Source organism: Erwinia sp. (assembly GCF_031978025.1).
In the GTDB taxonomy this organism is placed as follows: Bacteria; Pseudomonadota; Gammaproteobacteria; order Enterobacterales; family Enterobacteriaceae; genus Erwinia.
In genome coordinates this window covers 1-3,042 of record NZ_DALZCD010000383.1, presented here as the reverse complement: position 1 = coordinate 3,042, position 3,042 = coordinate 1, and the positions used below count along the sequence as shown (strand labels likewise).

3 protein-coding genes are annotated in these 3,042 nt (G+C 54.7%); 2 read left to right on the top strand and 1 reads right to left on the bottom strand.

Annotation, left to right across the window (positions count from 1 at the left end):
* A partial coding sequence (locus tag RTK32_RS20605; RefSeq protein WP_312047209.1) for a TIM barrel protein occupies nucleotides 1-635 on the top strand: 635 nt, incomplete at its 5' end.
* Between the two features lie 288 nt (nucleotides 636-923).
* Here RTK32_RS20605 and RTK32_RS20600 read toward each other — a convergent pair.
* Entirely contained in the window at nucleotides 924-2,120 is a 1,197-nt protein-coding gene (locus RTK32_RS20600; protein WP_312047208.1) for an MFS transporter, read from the bottom strand.
* 243 nt (nucleotides 2,121-2,363) lie between these two features.
* Here RTK32_RS20600 and RTK32_RS20595 point away from each other — a divergent pair.
* Nucleotides 2,364-3,042: AI-2E family transporter (locus RTK32_RS20595; protein WP_312047207.1), on the top strand; the 679-nt coding region annotated here is incomplete at its 3' end.

Genomic DNA, 3,042 nt, shown 5'->3' with positions numbered 1-3,042 from the left:
GGTACGGTCTGGACATCGTGACCATCAACGCTGTTTATCCTTTCAACCAGGTGGATGATGCCCTGCTGGCAAAAACGGAAGCGTTGCTGAAGGACGCTAACGGCGTAGGGGCAAAAGCGCTGGTACTTTGTCCATTGAATGACGGCACGCCGATTTCTGCAGAAGAGACGATTAACGCGCTGAAAAAGCTGGCGCCATTGTTTGAACAATATGGCGTTGAAGGCCTGGTAGAACCGCTTGGCTTTCCAGTCAGCTCGTTGCGCTCCGCCGTGCATGCCCAGGCGTTAATCCGTGACGCTAACGTGCCTTTCCGCCTGTTACTGGACACCTTCCACCATCATCTGTATGAAAAGGCGGAAGAGGAATTTGAACACGGGATCGATATCGACAATATTGGTCTGGTCCACCTTTCGGGCGTCGAGGACACCCGCCCAACGGCGGAGCTGACCGATGAAGAGCGCATTATGCTAAGTAAGGGCGACCTGCTGAAAAGCGTGTCTCAGGTACAGCGGCTGGAACGCATGGGGTATCGCGGCGTGTACGCGCTGGAGCCTTTTTCTTCCATTATGGAAAGCTGGAGCGCGGCAGATATTGAGCGCGAAATACGTCAAAGCATCGACCTGTTGCAGGCATAACGTTTCCCAGAGCGCGGCCCAACACGGTTGCCATGCTCTCCCCCTTATTTCCTCTCTTTTATCTGTGTTGTTTCTGGCGGCCTGACGGCCGCCCTTTTTTTAATGTTTTTAGGCGGTTAACCGCTTTTTTTCTGCATGGCTGGCGTCATTGATAGCCTCCTGGCATAGCCGGATTTGCTATTGCCTTTTTCGCATGACTGTCGTCATTAACCTCTCTCTACACCAAACTTGCCGACCGGTAAAAAGCGGGCTGGCTTTCTCGTTATCAGCAAACGGTGTCAACGCCGCTCAGACTTTCTCAGAGGACATGTAAAGGGCTTTCACTGTTAACAGCATTGCCAGACAGACCAGTAACGCACTCAGCAGATAAATAACCGGTACGCCAGCATAGCTCATCACCAGTCCGGCCAGCGGCCCGGTAATGCCCAATGCGAGATCCATAAAGGCCGTATAGGTCGCCAATGCGCTGCCCTGATTCTGTGTGGGCACGGCCTTCACCGCTACCACGCCAATCGCCGGAAAGACCAGCGAGAAACCGGCACCGGTCAATAACGCGCCCAGCTTTGCCATCCACGGATCTGCCGCTCCCCAAACCAGAAACAGGCCAGCCGCCTCTACTGCAAAACAGATCGCGGCCACCCGCAATCCCCCCTGCCGGTTAATGGCGTTGGGAAATAGCAACCGTGTCCCGACGAAAGCGCAGCTAAACAGCGTCAGCGCCCAGGCGGCGCCATCCCACCCTTTGTCCTGATAGAAGAGCGTGATAAAAGTCGCGATCACACCAAAACCAGCGGAACCCATTGCCAGAATGATGCCAAAGCGCCAGACCTTGCCCAGCACGGCGCGAAAAGGCAGCGGCCTGCCCTTGCTGCTTTTGACGGTGGGTCGCGGCAGTGCCATCAGTATCGCCAGCAGCGCAATTACCGTCACGACGCCAGCCACCAGTAATAAACCGCCCCAGCGATAGATCCCCACCCCCAGCGGCGCGCCAACCGCCATCGCGCCATAGGTGAAAATGCCATTCCAGGAAATAACGCGTCCTATATGGTGCGATCCCACCACGCCCACTCCCCAAAGGGTTGAACCGGTCCCGGCGAAGCTTTGCCCTATCCCAAGGATAATCCTGCCGAGGCAGAGCAAAACCAGACTTGCCATGGGTATTGTCGCGCTCAACGCGGCAAGCGCATAACACAGCCCGCTGATAAGACAGCCGCAAAGCCCCAACACCACTACCTTTTTAGGCCCCAGCACATCGGCAAAGCGGCCCGCATGTGGACGACTGATCAGCGTGGCGAAATATTGCAGGCTGACCACCAGTCCGGCCCAGAACGCGCTGTAACCCATTACATCGTGAACATAACCGGGCAACACCGCCAGCGGCAGCCCAATAGTCAGGTAGGCAGCAAAATTGAAGATTACAACGGAAATAATGCGCAGGTTCAGACGTAAAGCGCCCGGAGCTTCCGGCGCGGGTTGTTCAGGCATAACAAGGCATATCCTGTCCGGGTGGCATGAATAATAACTATAACCTCATTTCCTTGTCGGCAGGCGGCTGGCGTATAAATTATGCCGTACAATATTTTTACCACTGCACCAGCCAGACCAGCCGTTGCTGGCGTATCCTGCCTGTTAGAATACGGCAGGTCGCGCTTCTGAGACGTTTTCTGAAAGCAGATGCCCCGCGGAAAACAGTCCTACACTTAATCACAAAAGCCTCAAGGAGAAGGAATGAACGTACCACAGCAGGAGAAGATGGGGCAGAATATGCTGCTAAAAATGGCGACACTGGTTGTGGTGTTGGCCGGCATTAAGGCGGCTTCGGCTATCCTGGTTCCCTTTTTACTGTCCCTGTTTCTGGCCATTATTTTAAACCCGCTGGTAACCGTACTGATGCGGCGTGGCGTCCGACGAGGGATGGCTATCAGCCTGGTGATTGCCGCAGTGCTGGTTGCTCTGGGGCTGCTGGTGGCGATGATTGCCGGCTCGGCAGATGAATTCTCTACCGTTTATCCGCAGCTTCAGCAGCAGATGACGCAAAAGCTGGCACAGCTTCAGCACGTTGTGGCGCCTTTTCATATCAATCTTTCTACTAATAGCCTGGCCGCGCGACTCGATCCCAACGCCATTATGGGCATGGCGACGCTGATCCTCAGCCAGTTTTCCGGCGCGCTGACCAACCTGGTGCTGCTGATTATGACGGTAGTGTTTATGCTGTTTGAGGTACATCACCTGCCCTATAAGCTGCGCTTTGCGTTAATCAATCCCAAAATTCGCATTGCCGGGCTCCATAAAGCGCTAAAGGGCGTCACCCATTATCTGGCGTTGAAAACGCTGATTAGCCTGATAACCGGGTTTTCCGTCTGGCTGGTGTTGATGTTGCTGGACGTAAAATTTGCCCTGATGTGGG

What these genes read in the sequence shown, in the direction of transcription:
- RTK32_RS20600 (WP_312047208.1), bottom strand. Translation starts at nt 2,120, where the DNA reads ATGCCTGAACAACCCGCGCCGGAAGCTCCGGGCGCTTTACGTCTGAAC.